The following is an 18,209-nucleotide window of genomic DNA, read 5'->3' on the forward strand; positions in this document are numbered from 1 at the left end:
CGACAATGATCTTGTGCGCGACTCACAAGTCACTGTCACTTGGCACAAATATGGCCGGAGCCTTGGAGGCTCCGGCCATATTCGGTGTCATACAGGTCAGGCACCTGCCCCTTCGGTCGAGCCCGAAATTCCGGCGCGAACGTCGTCGAGCTGGTACTTCTTCGCCGCCTCGGCGGCCTTGTCGATCGAGATCGCGCCGGTATCGGCGAGGGAGATCAGGGCCTGAGTGACGACCGAGGCTCCGTCGACATGGTAGTAGCGGCGAGCGGCCGGACGGGTGTCCGAGATCGCATAGCCGTCGGTGCCCAGCGACGTGAAGTGGCTGGGCACGTACTGCCGGATCTGGTCCGGAACCGCGCGCATGAAGTCCGAGGTCGCCACGACCGGGCCGTCGACTTCGGACATCTTCTGCGTCACGTACGGCACGCGCGCGTCGGCGTCGGGGTCGAGGAGGCGCGCATCCTCCGCGTCAAGACCGTCTCGGCGCAGCTCCGTCCACGACGTCACCGACCACACGTCGGCCGAGACGCCCCAGTCATCGGCGAGCAGCTGCTGCGCCTCGAGGACCCAGGGGACACCGACTCCGGAGGCCATGAGCTGAACCTTCGGTCCGTCGTTGTCCGGGCCTTTGGCCAACAGGTACATGCCCTTGAGCACGCCGTCGACGTCGAGACCCTCGGGCTCGGGCGGCTGAACCATCGGCTCGTTGTACATCGTCAGGTAATACAGGACGTTGGGGTCGCGCTCATCGTCGGGATCGTACATGCGATGGATGCCGTCGCGGACGATCCGGGCGATCTCGTAGGTGTAGGCAGGGTCGTAGGACACGACCGACGGATAGGTCGAGGCCAGCAGATGAGAATGGCCGTCCCCGTGTTGGAGGCCCTCGGCCACCAGCGTCGTCCGCCCGGCTGTGGCGCCGAGGACGAATCCGCGTGCCATCTGATCGCCCGCGGCCCAGAAGAAATCGCCGCTGCGCTGGAAGCCGAACATCGAGTAGAAGATGTAGAACGGGATCATCGGCTCGCCGTGCGTGGCGTAGGAGGTGCCGGCGGCGGTGAGAGCGGCGGTGGCGCCGAGCTCGTTGATGCCCATGTGGAGCAGCTGGCCGTCGGTGGCCTCCTTGTAGGCCAGGAACAGGTCGCGGTCGACCGAGATGTAGTTCTGGCCGTGGGGGTTGTAGATCTTCGCCGTCGGGAAGAACGAGTCCATGCCGAAGGTTCGTGCCTCATCCGGAATGATCGGCACGATGCGCTTGCCGAACTCCTTGTCCCGCATCAGGTCCTTGAGCACGCGGACGAATCCCATCGTGGTGGCGATCGTCTGCTTGCCCGATCCGCGTTTGCCGGCGTCGAAGGCCTTGTCGGAGGGCAGCTTGAGATCGATATGGGTGCCCCGACGCTCGGGGGAGTGCCCGCCGAGCGCCTGTCGACGCTCTTGCAGGTACTTGATCTCCGGTGCGTCCTGCCCGGGATGGTAGTACGGCGGCAACTTAGGATCGGCCTCGAGGTCCTTGTCGGAGATCGGGATCTGGAAGTGGTCGCGGGCCAGCTTGAGGTCGTCGATCGTCATCTTCTTCATCTGGTGCGTCGCATTGCGGGCCTCGAAATGAGGTCCGAGCGAGTAGCCTTTGACGGTTTTGACGAGGACGACCGTCGGCTGCCCGGTGTGTTCCATCGCGGCCTTGTAGGCGGCGAAGACCTTGCGGTAGTCGTGGCCGCCGCGCTTGAGGTTCCAGATCCTCTCGTCACTGTAGTCCTCGACCATGGCCTTCGTGCGAGGGTCGCGCCCGAAGAAGTTGTCGCGGACGAATCCACCGGACTCGCCCTTGTAGGTCTGGTAGTCGCCATCGGGGGTGGCATTCATGAGGTTGACCAGCGCCCCGTCGCGGTCCTTGCCCAGCAGGGCATCCCATTCGCGGCCCCACACGACCTTGATGACGTTCCAACCGGCGCCGCGGAAGTAGGCCTCGAGCTCCTGGATGATCTTGCCGTTGCCGCGGACCGGCCCGTCGAGACGCTGCAGGTTGCAGTTGATGACGAAGTTGAGGTTGTCGAGCTCCTCGAAGGCGGCGACATGGAGCATGCCGCGGCTCTCCGGTTCGTCGAACTCACCATCACCGAGGAAGGCCCAGGTCTGCTGCTGGGACGTGTCCTTGATGCCGCGGTTCTGGAGGTACTTGTCGAATTGGGCCTGCGCGATCGCATTCACCGGGCCCACACCCATGGACACCGTCGGATGCTCCCAGAAATCCGGGAGCTGGTGCGGGTGCGGGTAAGAGGGCAGACCGGCGGGTTTGCCGTCGATCTGGTGGGATTGCTGCTGACGGAATCCGTCGAGGTCGTCTGCGCCCATCCGGCCTTCGAGGTAGGCACGAGCGTACATGCCCGGAGAGGCGTGCCCCTGGTAGAAGATGTGGTCGCCGCCGCCGGGATGGTCCTTTCCGCGGAAGAAGTGGTTGAGTCCGACTTCGTACAAAGTGGCTGAGGAGGCATAGGTGGAGATGTGTCCGCCGACCTCGACCCCGGGTCGTTGTGCACGGTGGACGAGCATTGCTGCGTTCCACCGATTCCACCGACGGTAGCGGCGTTCGACTTCTTCGTCGCCGGGGAACCACGGTTCGTTCTCGGGGCCGATCGTATTGACGTAGTCGGTGGCCGTCAGGCTCGGGACACCGATCTGCTTCTCGCGCGAACGCTCGAGCATCCGGAGCATCACGTAGCGTGCACGTGAGCGTCCGCCCTCGTCGATGAGGCCGTCCAGCGACGCCAGCCACTCCTCTGTCTCTTCGGGATCGATGTCGGGCACCTGGCTGGGCAGCCCGTTGAGTATGGGGCCGCCCTGTTTCCGATTGTCCACGGTGTGGTCCTCTCTTCCGCTCCACGATCTTCGTTGGTGTCGAGATCCGGCTGATCAGGTGGAATGGAAGGTCAAATCATGATTGAGCCCAGGGTCCACCAGATACTCCCATCAGCCTAGTACTCCCGCGCGATCTTCGCTGGGCCGAAATATTGTGATCTCGATGACGACTTCATGTTCTTCGCTGTCCTTTGAGGTGGATTGCCGCCGCTAGGCACGCCGTCATTTGCGCCTCCGGCACTCTTGACGGAACAATAAGGGCATGAGCAACTCCTCTTCTGAAAGGACATCTTCCACGTCGACCCTCCCGAGCGAGCTGGGCCAGAACCTCGGTCTGGCAGCGGGAGACTATGTGCAAGAAGTCGGCTACGACGATGACGTCGACTTGGATCTGTGTCAGGCGATCGAAAACATCATCGGTGAGGACATCGCGGACGGTGATGTCGATGATGTCTTCGACGTCATTCTGATGTGGTGGCGTTCGGACGATGACGACCTCATCGATGGTCTCGTCGACGCGCAGGTCACATTGAAGGACGGAGGAGTGGTCTGGCTGCTCTCTCCCAAGGCCAGTCGCCCCGGCCACATCAGCCCCGCCGAAATCTCCGAGGCGGCCCCCACCGCCGGCATGCATGTGACGTCGACCGTCAGCGCGGCCGATGACTGGGCCGGGTTCCGTCTGGTGGGCAAGAAGAACTATTCATGATCCTTCGGCCCGGAGTGCGGGCCCCTGACTTTTGTGTGCCCGACCAGTTCGGGTCCACGCTTCACCTCGCCGAGGTTCTTCGTCGTTCGACGCTCATCCTCGTCTTCTTCCCGTTCGCTTTCTCGCCTGTGTGCGGTGATGAGATCCGCGCCCTCGACGAATTGCAGACGGAGCTGGTCGGCTCCGGTGATCCCATCGAGATCATCGCAATGACAGCGGACTCGAAGTACACCCTCGCCGCTTGGGCCCAGGCCCGCGACGTCTCCGTGAACCTCGGCTCGGACTTCTGGCCGCACGGGCAGGTCGCGCGGTCATATGGCGTCTTCGACGCCGAGCACGGTGTCGCCGAACGCGGCGTCTTCGTCATCTCCCGGGCAGGTACGATCGAAAGCAGTCGACAGGCAGCGCGCGCCGAGGCGCGCGACTTCACGGCCGACATCGGCTCCGCCCGAGCGAGCATGTGAGTCCAGGGTGCGAAACGCGTTGCCACGCTGGAGCAGATCCAATCAGGAGGAATGAATCATGGCCACCATCTTCACCAAGATCATCAATGGGGAGATCCCCGGCACCTTCGTCTATCAGGATGACGTCTGCGTCGCGTTCCTCGATGTCTCGCCGATGACCGAGGGCCACGCGATGGTCGTCCCCAGGGAGGAGATCTCACACTGGATCGACGCGGACCAGGAGCTGCTTGACCACCTGATGGCGGTGAGTCGAGTGATCGGACGTGCTCAGCAGGAGGCCTTCGACTGCGAACGCATCGGCGTGATGATCCAGGGATACGAGGTCCCGCACCTGCACATCCACGTCTGGCCGACGAACTCGATCTCCGACTTCGACATCTCCGACCGCGCCGAGATGCAGAGCCCCGAACAGCTGGCAGGGCCCGCCGAGAGGATTCGACGGGCCCTGGAATCACAGTCCTGATCGACTGCGGTCAGTCCCCTCTCGCCGCTCGTGCGTCCAGATGGACGTTGAGCGAGTCACGGACCAGTTCCGCCCCTTCGATGCCGCCGTAGTTGGCGGCGAAACGGGGATCGCTGACGTACATGTCGGCGAGCCCGCGAACGTATCCATCGAGGTCGCCCTCGGGATCATTGGCGGGGGTCCCGGGTGTGGCGCTCAGCCATTCCACGTGCCGACGCGCCAGTTTCTGACAGCGGTCCGACTCGGGGTCGGCACCGGCTGCGACGGCACTGCTCCAGTCCTGGCTCAGCTGTTCGACTCTCGCCTGCCATGACCGCCTGTCGTCGGCGCTGAGCGACTCCCACCAGTGGGCGGAGGTCTCATAGGCGCGCCGACCCCAGCGCTCGGTGACTTCGTCCTCGTGCTGTCGATGGTCGAACCCATCGAACATCTCCTCTGCCATGAGAGGTTCACCTGCTTCCAATCGTGAGATGGTCGCGGTGACGGCGACGATCTGCCGTTGGATCCGAGCACGCTCGCGCCCGAGGCTGCGGACGTGCTCGGACAGCGCCGCAATCGGATCCTCGGCGCTCTCGAGCACTTCGGCGATCCGATTCAACGGCATCCCGAGCTCCTTGAGTAGGAGGATGCGCTGCAGACGCACCAGGCCCGCCTCGTCGTAGTATCGGTATCCGTTGTCGGCGACGTAAGCCGGCGGCAGCAGGCCGATTGCGTCATAGTGACGCAGTGTTCGGCTCGTCGTCCCCGTCATCCGTGCTGTTTCCTGTATGGACCGGTCCATGACCATCAGCTTAGAAGTTGACGTCGCGTCAATGTCAACGGTGCTGGGAGATGGTTTCCCATCCCGGATCGGCCTCTCCCGATCAGGCGTGTCAGGCGGCGGCTCTGGCGGCGTCGAGGGCGGCGATCAGATCGTCTGCCAGGTCGTCGACGTGTTCGAGACCGACGGAGAGTCGGACCAGTCCGTCTCCGGGTTTGGCCGTGGCGGCGACCGGTCTGTGGGTCAGTGAGGCCGGATGTTGGACGAGTGTGTCGGCACCGCCCAGGGACACCGCATGGACGACGAGGCTGCAGTGTTCGACGAAGCTGCGGGCGGCCCCGAAACCGCCGGCGAGCTCCAACGCGATCATCGCGCCGCCACCGGACATCTGACGCCCGAGCAACTGACGTGGATCCTGCCCCTCGAGCCCCGGATAGCGGACGGCGGCGAGGGCTGGGTGCCCCGACAGTCGCTCGGCCAGCCGGCCGGCGGTCTCCTGTGCGGCGCGCATGCGCACGGCCAGGGTGCGCAGCCCCCGATGCAGCATGTATGCGCCCATCGGGTGCAGCAGTGCGCCCGTGATCGCCCGGACCTGCCGCAGGCGCATCGCCCAGGCGGAGTTGGTGGCGATGATTCCTCCCATGGCGTCACCGTGTCCACCGAGGTACTTCGTGGCACTGTGCAGCACGAGCGCCGCGCCGTGTGCGATCGGCTGCTGGAGGACCGGCGTGCAGAAGGTGTTGTCGACGAGCACCGGCACGTCGCCCGCTGCCGCGACGACACCGTCGAGGTCGACGAGATCGAGGCTTGGGTTGGCCGGGGTCTCGACGATGACGAGCCCGGTGTCGTCCTCGATCGCCGAGGCGATGTCGGCTTCTTTCGCCCAGGTGACCCTGGTGCCCAGCAGGCCCGTTTCGAGGAGGTGATCGCTGCCGCCGTAGAGGGGACGCACAGCCACGATGTGCGGGGTGCCGGCGCTGACGGCCGCGAGCAGGGCCGCGGTCATCGCGGCCATCCCGGTGGCGAAGGCGACGGCTTCATCCGCGTGCTCGAGCTCGGCGAGTGCGGTCTCGAAGCGCGCCACACCAGGTTGCCACAGCCGCTGGTAGACCGCCGAGTCGCCGTCCTTGAGGGGATGCCCGGTCGCGAGCCATTCGTAGGAATCACCTCCGGTGGCGATATCGTTGACCGGATTGGTGGTGGAGAGGTCGATGGCCGGAACGTGGACTCCCGCATCGGTGAGGCCGTCCATTCCGCCGTGGACCATGTGCGTTTCTGGATGCATAGAGGTCATATCGGCATTCAAGCCATTCCTGCGACGAGCTGCAAACAATCGTCAAGGATCTGTGAAATCGTGTCTGTGGTTCGAAGTTCCTTGCAGTGGGTATGCCAGACTGTGAGTCATGTCGCAGAAAGTGGAACTCGATGACGTCGACCGGAGACTGCTGAAGGCACTCGGCGATGATGCTCGGGCCTCGGGCACCGTGCTGGCCGCAGCGGTGGGCGTCTCCGAGTCCACGGTCTCCCTGCGCCTCAAGCGCCTGAAGACCATGGGAGTGATCAGAGGGTTCAGCGTCGACATCGATGCCGCGGCCGTCGGGATTCCGCTGCAGGCCCTGATCTCGATCCGATTGGCCAAGCACGACCGGGCGGAGATCGACGCCTTTACGACCGCCGCCCCACGATTCCCCGGCGTCGTGCGGATCTATCACATGGCCGGAGCCGATGACTATCTGCTCCATATCGTCGCCACCGACACCGAGGCGGTGCAGTCCTTCGTCCTCGACTACCTCACCCGCTATCCGGCGGTGGCCCATACCCGCACCAATCTCATCTACAGAGTGCAGGACGGCACTGCCTCGCTGCCCGACGGCCCCTGAGCCGCGGACGTGGCCCATGCCCTGATGGATCCGGCGAAATCCTCCGACAATCGCTGCCGCGGCAGACCGGTCATCCGACACGCAGCCTTGATGAGTCCGTCCGCACTGTCGTATCCCACTGATCGTGCCGCCGAACTCACCGTGGAGCCGCTGCGGACTCGGAGCAGAGCGAGGTTGAGCCGCCTCCGCGTACGCCAACCGAGGAATGAGATTCCGAGATCGTCCTTGACGATCCGTTCGAGATGACGCCTGCTCACCGCGAACCTGTCCGCCAAGGCGTTGACCGTACTGAGAATCGCGACAGGATCACGGACAACGGCTCGCACCATCTGATGTCGCGGCTCGGGAATGGCGAAGTCGTCGATGACGAGTGCATTCAGTTCTGTGTCGAGCGCAGTTCTGAACGGCAGCCGCTCCGGCTCGCTGGCGGGAGCCGAGGCCAGGATGATCAGCGCGATCTCGTGGACGGCCGGTGACTGTTCGAGGACGTGTGCGCCTTCCGGAGGTTCGGTGTGCGATGACAGTCTTGGACCGAGCATGATGCTGGTGTTCAGTGTCGTCACCGCGTGCTCGACTCCGGAACCCAGCCACACGCTGGAGCCGGCGCAGAGGAAGAGGTTCTTCGTCATCGTGACGATGTCGTCCGCCTCTTCTGTCGCGACGGCGTGCGTTGCAGGACGGCGTCGACGGATCTGAACCTCGACAGATCCGCTGACGACGTGAATGAGCAGCGGATAGTCGTGTGAGTGAAACTCGTGGCCAGTCATGGCCACCGGTCTGCCCCCGCCCGAGTCCCGGTTGCTCGTGCGGAGCAGATTGTGTCGCGCTGGTCGAATGATGATGTCGCCTCTGTCGAGTGTTCGTCGATTGGTTTGGTTAGGCTTGGCTATATTATCCGATTCCCACGTTCGGAGTGATCTGCTCGTGGGAGCCCGGTCCATATTTCAGAGGTGGTCAATGTCCGTTCTTCATCGACTCGGTGTAGTCATAGCCGCGGCAAGTCTCGTCCTCGTCAGCGGTTGCTCTCAGACTTCGGAATCCGACGACACATCATCAGACGCCGACACCCGTGCTGTGTCCACGGAACAGGGCGAGATCGACGTGCCCGCCGACCCGAAGCGAGTAGTCGTGCTCAACTACGCCCTGGCCGGCTATCTCTTCGACCTCGGCGAGCAGGTTGTTGCGACGACCCCGGAGGTGACGGATTCCACTGGCGAGTACTCGCGGTTCTGGTCGGAGAGGGCCGAGGCCCAGGGAACGGAATTCCTTCCGTGGAGCAGCGATGGCTTCGACTTGGAAGCCATCATCGCTGCGGATCCGGATCTCATCGTCGCCGGCGGTATCGGCTTCCCGCTCAAGCACGCCAAGGATGCCTACGCCAGGTTGACCGAAGTGGCACCGACCGTGATCGTCTCCGGCGAGGAGGAGAGCTGGCAGGGCCAGTTCTCGTTCATCGCTGCCGAGGTGCTGGGACGTGAAGATGATTACGAGAGGTTCGAATCCGCGTATGAGGATCGAGTTGCCGAGGTGAAGGCAAACATCGCCGTTCCTGCAGGGGAAGTGTCCGTTCTGACTCTCGATCGCGCGGATACCCCGTACATTCTCATCGAGGGAACGAGCCTGTCTGCCGAGCTAGAGAGGCTGGGATTTGCGACGGCTCCCCTGTTCCGCGAGAACGACATCGAACCGTACACCGCCGGGGGAGACACGTTCGGTCCGTCGCTCGAGGTGCTGCCTGATGTACTTCGCTCGGAGACTGTATTCGTGGTCGGCTTCAACAATGCGAACATCGGCGTCGACGACCTCGAACGGGAAGCACCGTACAATCGTGTGCCGGCTTTCGCGTCGGGACAGGCCTACGATCTGCCGTATTGGGCGATTCGCGGCGATTACGATGAGGCCCTTGCGCTGCTCGACACGATCGAGGCGAAGTTCCGGAAGAACAGGTAGATTCTTCGTCCTTCTCGCCGCTCAAGGCGAAGCTGTCAGGGTCGACTCGTGATTGAAAGTCCCTGTTTTCGCTGATGGACCGAAAAGTACGTGAGGCCATCAGTCTCGTCGGCGAGGAACCGACGACGAGAGAGACGCGGCAGCCACAGTATCTGTCCGGGGGCGAGGGAGAGCGCAGTCAGCTCTGTCTCCAGAGTTCCGGCACCGTGGAGGACGTGGATGAGCACGTCGAGTTTCGGCCCGACGTGTTCCTTGATTTCGCCGCCGGGAGCCAACGCAATGATGTTCGCATCGAGATCGCGCTGCTGGGGCTGGAACTGCCACACGGATCCGGAAGACTCGGGCACCCCATCGAGATTGCCGACATCGACGATGACACGGGGGAGGGGTGTTGCCGCGCGTTTGCTGATTCGAACCCGGAATCCGTCCCCTGCCTCCGGCAGTGGCTCCCAGCCGAGCGCCTCGGCGAATTCGGACTCCATCTCGGTTCTGAGGTTCTTGGGCTCGTGATCGTTGACGAGGATCAGTGCGGTGCCGACCTCCAGCTTGCGGTATGCGTCGATGATGAGCGGGTGCCTCTGCGACTTGGGAACGTCTCGAACATCGATGTGTTCGGGTGCGGCAGTTTGGGCCATGGTGATCCTCCGATGTCTGTTTCAGGCCAACGATGTACAAGTTAGCATCGTGAGTGCACGATCGACCCGATGAACATGATCCACTCGAGGAACAGGACGGATGATGGCCGAACACGATCAGGTCAACAACCTCGGTGAGCTGACCGCGGATCTTCTGGATAAGGCGCGCAGCGCGCACAGCGGCCGCGCCGCCCGCACAGTCTACAGCGGTCAGTATCTCAAACAGACGCTGTTGACATTCACCGCAGGTTCGACGATGGACGAGCATGAGTCGCCGCCCGAGGCGACTCTGCAGATGATCCAGGGCAGTGTGACGCTGTCGTCGACGGCGGAATCCTGGGACCTCGGCACCGGTGATTTGATGACGGTCCCTCCAGAGCGGCACTCCGTCGCGATTCAGGAGGATTCGGCGTTCCTGCTGACAACCCGAATCGACCTCAGCTGACCGGCGCAGATACAGGAGAAGTGCCGCGACATCGACTCGACGATGTTGCGGCACTTCACACGGTCGGGATAGCGGGATTCGAACCCACGACCTCCTCGTCCCGAACGAGGCGCGCTACCAAGCTGCGCTATATCCCGGTGACCAGCAACTACTATAGCGATGGTGGCGCGTTCTGAAAAATCGGCGCGGCCGATCATCCGCAAATGGAAGGAACGTCTCATTGGCACTGACAGCCGAGAGCATCACGACGACCGCTCTCGACATCCTCTCCCGCTACGGTTTGGGTGACCTGTCGATGCGCAGGCTCGCCCGTGAGCTCGAGGTCCAGCCATCCGCGCTGTACTGGCATGTCAAAGACAAGCAGGAGCTGTTCGTCCTCTTGGCCACACGGATGAACGCAGTCGTCGACGCACGCTGCCCGTCCACCTCGGATCCGGTGGCGGCGGTCATGGCGCTGCGCGAGATACTTCTCACATATCGTGACGGTGCCGAGATCATGCTGCTGGGATATTCCATCGCCCCCGAGAGGGTGACCCCGGCGGCGTTGAGCGTCTCCGTTCTTGGGGCCTCCGCCTCACACGGAATCATGGCCCATGTCCTCGGCGCCGTGACGATCGAGCAGAATCGCAGCGCCTTCGGCATCGCAGCCGTCGGTCCCGGAGAGCGTCTCGCGGAGATCACAGCAAAGTTGCTCGAGGTCTGAGGGATTCGTCTGCGCCGCGGGCCTATGGCATACTGAGCAGGCACGTTCGCGTGGGGCCCATAGCTCAGTTGGCTAGAGCATCTCGTTTACACCGAGAGGGTCGGGGGTTCAAGTCCCTCTGGGCCCACCTCCCGTTTTCGACTGTTGTTTGCGAGAATGCAGCGTTTCCGAAAAGTGATCCAAAGCGACATCGCAACGGTCTGAATCGAGCCGTTCATCGAATCCGGGGCTGCCGCCGTCGCCGAAATCTATTACAAGCGGGTCGATCCGTACCTCGGACAATGCCGCGCCGTGTCTGCCTGTACTCTCGAGCAAGAATGGTGGACTATCAGCTATTCTCAGTTCAGAACCAGCGCCATAGCCTGGTCACATGACGCCTGACACTTCACACCACCCGGCCGCTGCCCTGATCACTGACGGCTCCCCGAGCTATTCGACATCGGAGCGAGATCGCCGTTGGGATCTTGCACGCACATTCATGCAGCGAGAGGGGCTGGACGCACTGCTCGTCTACGGAGAGCACGAAGACGTGGGTCCGGCCCCATTCGCCTACGACACCTGGTTCAGCAACGGCCGAGCCGGGACGACGATCGTCCTTCCACGGCACGGCGAACCCCTGTCGCTGTTCCCGATGGAGATGTTCACGAAGGACCACCTCGAATCGGCTCGCCGCGGGGACCCGAGCTGGATTCGTCCGGCATGTATTCGGTCCTCTCGCGATTCCCGAGCCATCGTTGACACGCTCCACGAGTTGGGACTCACGCAGAGCATCATCGGTGTCATCGGCTTGGATCCGTATCCTCCGTGGTATCCCGAAGGAATTATTCCGTACCGGATGTGGAACGCAGTCCTCGACGAGCTTCCAGCCGCGACATTCAGACCGGTGGGGATGGCCTTCTCCCAACTCATCATGGCGTTGGGGGACGAAGAAGTCGGCATCGTCCGCCATTCGGCCGCCATCGGCGATGCCATGGTCAGAGCTATGGTCGAAGCCGCGGCTCCCGGTGTCCTTGAAAGCGAAGTCTATGCCGCAGGGATGGCTGCGGGTTATCTCCAAGGAACGACCCCGGCGGCCATGCACTTCTGGTCCGGGCCAGCTCCTCTCGCTTCGGGGCTGCCGCCGTGGAGCTACCGGCCTCAGAATGTTCGGATCCTGCAGGACGGCGATGTCATCTCGGCCGAAGTGTTCAGTAACGTCGGCGGTCGTCATTCACAGCACCAGGCCACCATCAGCCTCGGAGAACCGCATGCCGAGCTGTTGCGGGCGGAGCAGATCGCGCGCGAGGCATACGAAGCCGGCCTGGACGCACTGCGCCCCGGCCGAACGTTCGGAGAAGTCGTTGACACCATCCGCGCGCCGTACCTGAATGCGGACGGTTGGGAATTCGGTCCCTCCATTCACACGCTCAACCCTATGATCGCAGCCAGCGGTTTCCCCAGAGAAGCCAGCAGAACGATGGTCGGCGCTGACGCATACCCGCCCGAAGTCGACAGGCCCACCATGGCTTCTGATATGGAACTCGTTTCGGGGATGACCTTCGCTCTCGAGCCGAACTATGCTTACGGCAAGCACCTGGCTTACCTCGGCGGCACCGTCATCGTCGGCGACGACGATCCACTTGAGCTCAACCCGTACACAGCTCAGATCCTGCGCGCGACAGGAACGCAGCGATAGGGGAGCGCCGGATGACGCCCGGCGCAGAGAGCCGAGACGTCCTTTGCTCGATGCGGAGAACCTGCGAGCAAGCTGGTTCAAGGAGGTTTGTCAGATCGACCCGCGCTCGACATGACAGTAGAGCCGAAAAGCCGATACGCTGGCCGTATATGTATGCCAGGACTCTCGCGCTGCTGACTTGGACTCTCAGTACCGGGTTCCTCGAACTGAAATCGGCCAAAGGAGCACGATCATGTCATCAGACGAACAGCTGACCGGAACATGGGTCATCGATCCCGCGCATACCCGGCTCGGCTTCTCGACCCGCCACGCGATGGTCACGCGTATTCGTGGTGCCTTCAACGTCGTTGAAGGCACGGCGGTCGTCGACGCCGATGACCTCGCCAGCACCAAGGTGACCATCACCATCGACGTCGACAGCGTCGATACCCGAACCTCCGACCGAGATGCACACTTGCGAAGCGCGGACTTCTTCGACGTCGAGAAATACCCCAAGATCACCTTCACATCGACCGGAGTCGACGAGGTCGAAGAAGGCAGCTATATCGTCAATGGCGATCTGACCATTCGGGATGTCACTCGTCAGGTTTCGATTCCTCTCGAGCTGCTGGGCATCGACCGCGATCATCAGGGCGCGTTGAGGGTCGGGCTTGAGGGAAAACGCCGCATCGACCGGAAGGACTGGGGCGTGGAATGGAACACGACCTTGGACTCAGGGGGCTTGCTCGTCAGCGACAAGATCACCTTGGAATTTGAGCTCTCCCTGATCAAGCAGTAGCTGCTCAGACGGCAGCCAAGGGAACGGTCGACAGGCGCGCGGAACGGCACCTGCCGACCGTTTTCAACTGCTGATCGCCATCTCAACCTCGCTGTCGTCTTCCCAGTCGAGGAACTTCAGCAGGTTCTGCTGCGACACGGACACACAGCCTGCGGTCTTGCCGCTGCCTGTGCTGACGTGGAGGAAGATCGCGGATCCCTTGTCTGGTGTCCCCGCAGTGTTGTATTCGATGACCTGACCGTAGTCGTATGCCGGGGTCTGGTACATGGGCTCGCCGCTGTATCCCTCGGACTTCTTCTGCATCGTGTTGTAGTCCTTCACGGCATCGCCGTCGACCCAGACGTCGTCTTCGGTGACCGTGACGTATTTCGCTCCATGGAACTGCTCGGGCTCCGCTTTGACTCCGAACCCGTAGCCCATGCTGTACACCCCGGAGGGCGTCATGCCATCGCCCTCACGTTTCTGCCCGGCCTCGGCGATGCCGTTGTAGCCGACGTGCCCGTTGACGCTCATCGCCTGGTAGTAGTCGCCTTCCCATTCCTCACAGGCAGTGACTGTGGCCCTCGCCCCACCTGTGCTCTTGACAGCAATGACCTTCCCTGCTGTCGCCGCCGATGGCACCGAGCACGTCTCACCGAGGTGAGACGGCTTGTCGGCGGCATCGCCGTCGACCAGCCCCGCTCCGAGGCCTGCTGAGGCCCGTGCCGCCGTCCCTGCCGCCAGTGATCCGGCGACGAAGACGACGGCGAAGGCACAGGCCAGCGCCCGGTGAGTACCGCGTGATCGTGAAGTTGCAGGTGTCATGACGTCTCTCCTCATTCTCCGATTCCCACCATTCGGGGAAGGACCTACGTGTCATCGCTCATGCAGGAGGCGTTCGCTCAGCAATCTCAGGACCGGTCTCGATCAGGTCATCCTGGTCGGTGCCGCGCCATTTCGCGATGCCTCTCATCACCTGGTAGATGATGATCGCCGAGGCTGATCCGAGTGCGATGCCTTCGAACTGCAGTCCACCGGGCGTCCACGTGAAGTTCGCGATCGCCACGATCAGTGCCACTGCGGCGGTGTTGAGGTTGATGGGATTGGAGAAGTCGACCCTGTTCTCGACCCAGATGCGCACGCCGAGGAGTCCGATCATGCCGTAGAGGACGGTCGCCGCACCGCCGAGGACACCCGGCGGGATGGTGGCGATGATCTCTCCGAACTTCGGCAACAGGCTCAGAATGAGAGCGATCACACCTGCGCACAGGTAGGCGGCGGTGGAGAAGATCCGGGTCGCGGCCATGACTCCGATGTTCTCCGCATAGGTCGTCGTGCCCGATCCACCGCCCGATCCCGCAAGCATCGTGGAGAATCCGTCGGCGAACAGCGTCCGGCCGGTGATCTTGTCAAGGTCACGGCCGGTCATCGCCGACACCGACTTCACATGTCCGATGTTCTCCGCGATGAGGACGAAGACGACGGGGAGGAAGAGGCCGAGGTAGCCCAGATCGAACGCGGGAGCATGGAACGCGGGCAGACCCACCCAGTCGGCTTCACCGACCGTGGTGAAATCGACCTGCCCCTGTGCCCAGGCCGCGGTATAGCCGACGAGGACGCCGATGAGGATGGAGAGCCGCCCGAGCATCCCTCGGAACACAACGGTGGTGACCAGGATGGCAGCGATCGTGATGACCGCGGTCAGGGGTGCCTGGCTGACCCAGTCCCAGGCCGCGGGTGCGAGGTTGAGTCCGATGAGGGAGACGATGGCTCCTGTGACGACCGGAGGCATGGTGATCTCGATCCAGCGGACTCCGACGAAGTGGACGACGAGTCCCACCATCGCCAGGGTGACGCCGACGGAGATGATTCCACCCTGGGCCAGCGCCATGGCCTGGGGTTCGAGGTCCTCACCCGAACTGGCCGAGAAACCGGTGACGGCGCCGATGGGGGCCAGCAGTCCGAACGACGACCCCAGATACGAGGGCATCATGCCCTTGGTGATCAGCAGGAAGAGAAGTGTCCCGATCGCGGTGAAGAACAGAGTCGTCGAGGGCGGGAAACCGGTGAGCAGGGGAACCAGGAACGTGGCTCCGAACATGGCGATGACGTGCTGTGCCCCGATGCCCACGGTCCGCGGCCAGCTCATCCGCTCCTCGGGCATGACGGCCTCACCAGGGCGGATGGTCTTTCCGTCCCCGTGCTGCTTCCAGCCCCAGTGCCCGTCGAAGGGGCTGGAAGCAGATGTCGCGTCGTTGTGGGATGCCACCACTGGTCTCCTCATCCGCGGCCCGAAGACCTCGGCCCGTGCTCATCGTGCGTTCATTGCCGTGAGCAGTCTATTCGCCTTCGACTCCGATATGGGCCGTGGACGTGGCTCAGGCCTCGCGCAGCTGGCGTTTGAGGATCTTGCCTGCCGAGTTCTTGGGCAGTTCGGCCACGAATTCGATGCGCTTGGGAATCTTGAAACCGGCCAGACGGTCCCTGACATGGGCCAGCACAGCCGCCTCGGCGAGGTCACCCTGATCGGATCTGCGGACGACGAACGCGGTGACCGCCTCGATCCACTTCTCGTCGGCGACTCCCACGACCGCCACCTCGGCGACCTGGGGCAGTTCGAAGATCGCATCCTCGACCTGCCGACTGGCCACGAGGACTCCACCGGTGTTGATGACGTCTTTGACCCGGTCGATGACCTCGACGAATCCGTCCGCGTCGACCGTGACGAGGTCTCCGGAATGGAACCACCCGTTGTCGAAGGCCTCGGCCGTCGCTTCGGGGCGCTTCCAATATCCTTCACAGAGCTGCGGCGACCGATAGAGGATCTCGCCCTGTTCGCCGACGGCGACGTCCTCGCCGTCGGCATCGACGACTCGGGTCTCGACGAACAGGACCGGGCGACCGGCGGATGACGGACGGTCATCGTGTTCCTCCGGCCGCAGCACCGTGCACAGCGGCCCCATCTCGGACTGGCCGAAGCAGTTGTAGAAGCCGAGCTTCGGAAGACGCTTCCGCAGCTTCGCCAGCACCGGACCGGGCATGATCGAGGCGCCGTAGTAGCCTTTGCGCAGGCTCTCGAGATTGCGGGTCTCGAGGTCCGGGCTGTTGGCCAGGGCGACCCACACGGTGGGAGCGGCGAAGAAGGAGTTGATCTCGCGTTCTTCGAAGATCGCCAGCAGCTGTTCGGGGACCGGGGCGGGGACGATGATGTTGTGCGCACCGATGGACAGCAGCGGCAGAAGGAACACGTGCATCTGCGCCGAATGGTAGAGGGGCAGGGCGTGGACGACGCGGTCCGTGGCAGCGAAGTCGAGGCTCATCAGAGATGACATGTATTCGTGGACGAGCGCCCGGTGCGTCATCACTGCACCCTTGGGCGCCGAGGTGGTTCCCGAGGTGTAGAGCAGCTGAGCGACGTCGGCGTCCGCGACGTCGAATTCGCCGGTCGTGGCCGGGGCAACGTCTGCGGCGGTGGCCGGTGCGAGGAGCGTGGAGAAGTCCCTGACCTGTGAGCCTGCTCCGGACGGCGTCGCTCGGACCGCCTCGAGGAGGTCCTCATCGGCGAAGACGATCGTGGCTCCCGAGTTGTCGAGGATGTAGTCGAGTTCGTCGTTCTTCAGCTGATAGTTGACCGGCACGTGGATGAGACCGGCCCGAGCACATCCGAGGTAGAGAAGGAGATAGAGATCCGAGTTCTTCCCGTAGGCGCCGATGCGATCGCCCTTCTTCGCCCCCAGGCTCAGCAGCTCACGGGCGACGGCGGTGACAGCGGTGTCCAGACTGGCGTAGGTCCACGTGCGGTCACCGAATTCGACGGCGGCGTCCTCGCCGAATCTGCCTGCGCTGCGGCGGACGATGTCGGCGACGGTCGAGGAGAAGTGCAGATCGGACGATGTCGTAGTCGAGGCATTCGTAGTCATGGGCCAAATCTATAGCGCAGCGATCGTCAAGAGAACCACGTCCCATGGATTTCTGCGTGTCGCGGGAATCCTCCGACAGCCGTCGCGGACCCACGAGCGCAAGGACTGCTGACCCCGGCCGGCCGGATGTAATACTGTGGACGCATGAGATACCCGAAGGTCAGCGAATGTGTCGACGTCTTCGAAACACTGTGGCCGACGGGCCTGGCGGAGAGCTGGGATTCCGTGGGTCTGGCCGTGGGCGACCCCGATGCCGAGGTGCGCTCGATGCTGCTCGCTCTCGACCCCATGGACGCCGTCATCGCCGAGGCGGTCGTCCTCGGCTCGGATCTGGTGTTCAACCACCACCCGCTGATGCTCAAACCCGTGAAGTCGGTGAATGCCTCAACGCTCAAGGGCGGTGCCGTCCACACCCTGATCAGCAACGACATCGCCCTCTTCAACGCCCATACGAACGCGGACTCGGCACGTGGGGGAGTCTCGGATGCGCTCATCTCCCTGCTGGGCATCGACGATGGGCAGCCGATCGCGCCGCATGCCGACAGCTCAGAGACCGGAATCGGTCGCGTGGGAGACCTCACGACGCCGACGCCCGTGCGCGACATCGCCCGCACGCTGTCGAACCGCCTGCCCCGGACGACGACGGGTGTGCGCATCGCCGGCGATCCAGCGGCGACGGTGACGCGGGTCGCCGTCTGCGGGGGAGCCGGGGATTCGCTGTTCGACGAGGTCCGGGCCAGTGGTGCAGAGGTCTACATCACCGCCGACCTCCGTCACCATCCCGCCACGGAGGCCCGCGACACCGCCAACCGACAGGGCGGACGCCCACAGCTCATCGACGTCTCCCACTGGGCCTCTGAGACCGTGTGGCTCACCGCCGCCGCGAAGCAGCTGGAGGCCGAATTCGCCGCGCGCGGACTTCGCGTCACCCTGCAGCACTCGGCCGTCAGCACCGACCCCTGGGTCGAACGCTACTGACCGCCTGCACACGC

General features: G+C 63.4%; 18 protein-coding genes and 2 tRNA genes. 11 read left to right on the top strand and 9 right to left on the bottom strand.

The features are described 5' to 3' along the window. Positions 1 to 96: 96 nt before the first annotated feature. Entirely contained in the window at positions 97 to 2,859 is a 2,763-nt protein-coding gene (gene aceE / locus BKA07_RS11745) for a pyruvate dehydrogenase (acetyl-transferring), homodimeric type (protein WP_167951044.1), read from the bottom strand. Positions 2,860 to 3,121: 262 nt separating this feature from the next. Here aceE and BKA07_RS11750 point away from each other — a divergent pair, with 262 nt between their 5' ends. From BKA07_RS11750 to BKA07_RS11760, 3 genes are read left to right on the top strand one after another with little or no spacing between them, the layout of a single operon-like run. Next, positions 3,122 to 3,565 carry a DUF3052 domain-containing protein gene (locus tag BKA07_RS11750; protein ID WP_245161934.1) on the top strand — a complete coding sequence of 148 codons (444 nt, stop codon included), beginning with the start codon at positions 3,122 to 3,124 and terminating at the stop codon, positions 3,563 to 3,565. Further along, positions 3,562 to 4,029 (top strand): redoxin domain-containing protein, encoded by a 468-nt coding sequence (locus BKA07_RS11755; RefSeq protein ID WP_167951045.1) that lies wholly within the window; start codon positions 3,562 to 3,564, stop codon positions 4,027 to 4,029. Before BKA07_RS11750 ends, BKA07_RS11755 begins: the two co-directional genes overlap by 4 nt. Positions 4,030 to 4,087: 58 nt before the next feature. Further along, complete coding sequence (locus BKA07_RS11760) at positions 4,088 to 4,492, top strand: HIT family protein (protein WP_167951046.1); 405 nt, start codon at positions 4,088 to 4,090, stop codon at positions 4,490 to 4,492. A 10-nt stretch (positions 4,493 to 4,502) separates the two neighbouring features. Here the strand turns inward: BKA07_RS11760 and BKA07_RS11765 are convergent, their stop codons facing one another. After that, positions 4,503 to 5,273 carry a MerR family transcriptional regulator gene (locus BKA07_RS11765; protein ID WP_167951047.1) on the bottom strand — a complete coding sequence of 257 codons (771 nt, stop codon included), beginning with the start codon at positions 5,271 to 5,273 and terminating at the stop codon, positions 4,503 to 4,505. 91 nt (positions 5,274 to 5,364) lie between these two features. After that, positions 5,365 to 6,546, bottom strand: coding sequence for a trans-sulfuration enzyme family protein (locus BKA07_RS11770; protein ID WP_167951048.1), 1,182 nt, complete (start codon positions 6,544 to 6,546; stop codon positions 5,365 to 5,367). A 109-nt stretch (positions 6,547 to 6,655) separates the two neighbouring features. Between BKA07_RS11770 and BKA07_RS11775 the strand changes: the two genes are divergently transcribed. Further along, the gene (locus BKA07_RS11775) at positions 6,656 to 7,132 is read left to right on the top strand and encodes an Lrp/AsnC family transcriptional regulator (RefSeq protein WP_167951049.1); all 477 of its coding nucleotides are present in this window, start codon (positions 6,656 to 6,658) and stop codon (positions 7,130 to 7,132) included. On the opposite strand, the gene BKA07_RS11780 is transcribed toward BKA07_RS11775, so the two are convergent. Further along, positions 7,087 to 7,899 (bottom strand): AraC family transcriptional regulator, encoded by an 813-nt coding sequence (locus tag BKA07_RS11780; protein ID WP_167951050.1) that lies wholly within the window; start codon positions 7,897 to 7,899, stop codon positions 7,087 to 7,089. The two genes, BKA07_RS11775 and BKA07_RS11780, sit on opposite strands and share 46 nt — an antisense overlap. A gap of 307 nt (positions 7,900 to 8,206) precedes the next feature. On the opposite strand from BKA07_RS11780, the gene BKA07_RS11785 reads away from it, so the two are divergent. Beyond that, positions 8,207 to 9,082: an ABC transporter substrate-binding protein gene (locus tag BKA07_RS11785; RefSeq protein ID WP_342449044.1), complete on the top strand. Its 876-nt coding sequence runs from the start codon at positions 8,207 to 8,209 to the stop codon at positions 9,080 to 9,082. Between the two features lie 35 nt (positions 9,083 to 9,117). Here BKA07_RS11785 and BKA07_RS11790 read toward each other — a convergent pair whose 3' ends face one another. Continuing rightward, entirely contained in the window at positions 9,118 to 9,717 is a 600-nt protein-coding gene (locus tag BKA07_RS11790) for a DUF2249 domain-containing protein (RefSeq protein ID WP_167951052.1), read from the bottom strand. Positions 9,718 to 9,817: 100 nt separating this feature from the next. Between BKA07_RS11790 and BKA07_RS11795 the strand changes: the two genes are divergently transcribed. Then, positions 9,818 to 10,162: a cupin domain-containing protein gene (locus tag BKA07_RS11795; protein ID WP_167951053.1), complete on the top strand. Its 345-nt coding sequence runs from the start codon at positions 9,818 to 9,820 to the stop codon at positions 10,160 to 10,162. A gap of 63 nt (positions 10,163 to 10,225) precedes the next feature. Here the strand turns inward: BKA07_RS11795 and BKA07_RS11800 are convergent. Then, positions 10,226 to 10,299: transfer RNA gene (locus BKA07_RS11800), tRNA-Pro, on the bottom strand. A gap of 83 nt (positions 10,300 to 10,382) precedes the next feature. Here BKA07_RS11800 and BKA07_RS11805 point away from each other — a divergent pair. From BKA07_RS11805 to BKA07_RS11820, 4 genes are all read left to right on the top strand, one after another. After that, entirely contained in the window at positions 10,383 to 10,865 is a 483-nt protein-coding gene (locus tag BKA07_RS11805; RefSeq protein ID WP_167951054.1) for a TetR family transcriptional regulator, read from the top strand. Positions 10,866 to 10,918: 53 nt separating this feature from the next. After that, a tRNA-Val gene (locus BKA07_RS11810) sits at positions 10,919 to 10,992 on the top strand. Positions 10,993 to 11,235: 243 nt separating this feature from the next. Continuing rightward, positions 11,236 to 12,540 (top strand): M24 family metallopeptidase, encoded by a 1,305-nt coding sequence (locus tag BKA07_RS11815; protein WP_167951055.1) that lies wholly within the window; start codon positions 11,236 to 11,238, stop codon positions 12,538 to 12,540. A gap of 232 nt (positions 12,541 to 12,772) precedes the next feature. Further along, the gene (locus BKA07_RS11820; RefSeq protein WP_167951056.1) at positions 12,773 to 13,318 is read left to right on the top strand and encodes a YceI family protein; all 546 of its coding nucleotides are present in this window, start codon (positions 12,773 to 12,775) and stop codon (positions 13,316 to 13,318) included. 63 nt (positions 13,319 to 13,381) lie between these two features. Here the strand turns inward: BKA07_RS11820 and BKA07_RS11825 are convergent, their stop codons facing one another. The 3 genes from BKA07_RS11825 to BKA07_RS11835 all read right to left on the bottom strand — a co-directional run bounded on the left by BKA07_RS11825 (position 13,382) and on the right by BKA07_RS11835 (position 17,217). After that, positions 13,382 to 14,122, bottom strand: coding sequence for a L,D-transpeptidase family protein (locus BKA07_RS11825; protein WP_167951057.1), 741 nt, complete (start codon positions 14,120 to 14,122; stop codon positions 13,382 to 13,384). 58 nt (positions 14,123 to 14,180) lie between these two features. After that, the gene (locus BKA07_RS11830; RefSeq protein ID WP_209044242.1) at positions 14,181 to 15,461 is read right to left on the bottom strand and encodes a uracil-xanthine permease family protein; all 1,281 of its coding nucleotides are present in this window, start codon (positions 15,459 to 15,461) and stop codon (positions 14,181 to 14,183) included. A gap of 214 nt (positions 15,462 to 15,675) precedes the next feature. After that, positions 15,676 to 17,217 (bottom strand): fatty acyl-CoA synthetase, encoded by a 1,542-nt coding sequence (locus BKA07_RS11835; protein ID WP_167951059.1) that lies wholly within the window; start codon positions 17,215 to 17,217, stop codon positions 15,676 to 15,678. A gap of 144 nt (positions 17,218 to 17,361) precedes the next feature. On the opposite strand from BKA07_RS11835, the gene BKA07_RS11840 reads away from it, so the two are divergent. Continuing rightward, a complete protein-coding gene (locus BKA07_RS11840; protein ID WP_167951060.1) occupies positions 17,362 to 18,195 on the top strand; it encodes a Nif3-like dinuclear metal center hexameric protein in 834 nt (277 codons plus the stop codon). Positions 18,196 to 18,209 lie beyond the last annotated feature (14 nt).

The organism is Brevibacterium marinum, assembly GCF_011927955.1.
Classification (GTDB): Bacteria; Actinomycetota; Actinomycetes; order Actinomycetales; family Brevibacteriaceae; genus Brevibacterium; species Brevibacterium marinum.

What these genes read in the sequence shown, in the direction of transcription:
- BKA07_RS11750 (WP_245161934.1), top strand. Translation starts at nt 3,122, where the DNA reads ATGAGCAACTCCTCTTCTGAAAGGACATCTTCCACGTCGACCCTCCCG.
- BKA07_RS11755 (WP_167951045.1), top strand. Translation starts at nt 3,562, where the DNA reads ATGATCCTTCGGCCCGGAGTGCGGGCCCCTGACTTTTGTGTGCCCGAC.
- BKA07_RS11760 (WP_167951046.1), top strand. Translation starts at nt 4,088, where the DNA reads ATGGCCACCATCTTCACCAAGATCATCAATGGGGAGATCCCCGGCACC.
- BKA07_RS11765 (WP_167951047.1), bottom strand. Translation starts at nt 5,273, where the DNA reads ATGGACCGGTCCATACAGGAAACAGCACGGATGACGGGGACGACGAGC.
- BKA07_RS11770 (WP_167951048.1), bottom strand. Translation starts at nt 6,546, where the DNA reads ATGACCTCTATGCATCCAGAAACGCACATGGTCCACGGCGGAATGGAC.
- BKA07_RS11775 (WP_167951049.1), top strand. Translation starts at nt 6,656, where the DNA reads ATGTCGCAGAAAGTGGAACTCGATGACGTCGACCGGAGACTGCTGAAG.
- BKA07_RS11780 (WP_167951050.1), bottom strand. Translation starts at nt 7,899, where the DNA reads ATGACTGGCCACGAGTTTCACTCACACGACTATCCGCTGCTCATTCAC.
- BKA07_RS11790 (WP_167951052.1), bottom strand. Translation starts at nt 9,717, where the DNA reads ATGGCCCAAACTGCCGCACCCGAACACATCGATGTTCGAGACGTTCCC.
- BKA07_RS11795 (WP_167951053.1), top strand. Translation starts at nt 9,818, where the DNA reads ATGATGGCCGAACACGATCAGGTCAACAACCTCGGTGAGCTGACCGCG.
- BKA07_RS11815 (WP_167951055.1), top strand. Translation starts at nt 11,236, where the DNA reads ATGACGCCTGACACTTCACACCACCCGGCCGCTGCCCTGATCACTGAC.
- BKA07_RS11820 (WP_167951056.1), top strand. Translation starts at nt 12,773, where the DNA reads ATGTCATCAGACGAACAGCTGACCGGAACATGGGTCATCGATCCCGCG.
- BKA07_RS11825 (WP_167951057.1), bottom strand. Translation starts at nt 14,122, where the DNA reads ATGACACCTGCAACTTCACGATCACGCGGTACTCACCGGGCGCTGGCC.
- BKA07_RS11830 (WP_209044242.1), bottom strand. Translation starts at nt 15,461, where the DNA reads ATGCCCGAGGAGCGGATGAGCTGGCCGCGGACCGTGGGCATCGGGGCA.
- BKA07_RS11835 (WP_167951059.1), bottom strand. Translation starts at nt 17,217, where the DNA reads ATGACTACGAATGCCTCGACTACGACATCGTCCGATCTGCACTTCTCC.
- BKA07_RS11840 (WP_167951060.1), top strand. Translation starts at nt 17,362, where the DNA reads ATGAGATACCCGAAGGTCAGCGAATGTGTCGACGTCTTCGAAACACTG.